The following is a 473-nucleotide window of genomic DNA, read 5'->3' on the forward strand; positions in this document are numbered from 1 at the left end:
TGGCGCGTGATACGACGTGTAGTTGTCGTGGTGGGTCGTTGCCGCCGGTGTGGAAAAGGTTGCGCGGTAGCCGAGTTGGCAGGTGCGGCGGGCGACGGCCGCCGCACATGCCAACTCGGGTACCGGGCAACCTTTTCCACACCGGCGGCAACGACCCACCATGACAACTGCACGTCGTATCACGCGCCACCGCCGAGTCCGCGCGGCCCGCAAGCCCGCGATCGGCCTCCTCGCAGCCGCCGGAGTGGCCGTCGGCGCCTGGTACGCCACCGCCGGGGCGGCCACAACCGCCCCGAACCTCGCCCCCACCAGCACCAACGTCACCCTGGCGGCCAAGTTCCCTTATCTGTCGGCCGGTTACAACAACACGCGTGAATGGACCCGGACGACGACCGCCGTCGCCCCCAACGGCACGCTCCGCGTGGCCTGGCCCGCCGCGGACGGCGTGCACGTCACCCCGCTCACGGCCGCCG

At 71.2% G+C, this 473-nt stretch carries 1 pseudogene; it reads left to right on the forward strand.

Going from position 1 to position 473, the window contains the following annotated elements:
• Window positions 1–160: 160 nt before the first annotated feature.
• Window positions 161–473 (forward strand): annotated as a pseudogene (locus BZL64_RS41815) (hypothetical protein); the annotation flags it as partial.

The sequence above is a fragment of the Streptomyces bobili genome (genome assembly GCF_002154575.1).
GTDB lineage: Bacteria > Actinomycetota > Actinomycetes > Streptomycetales > Streptomycetaceae > Streptomyces > Streptomyces bobili.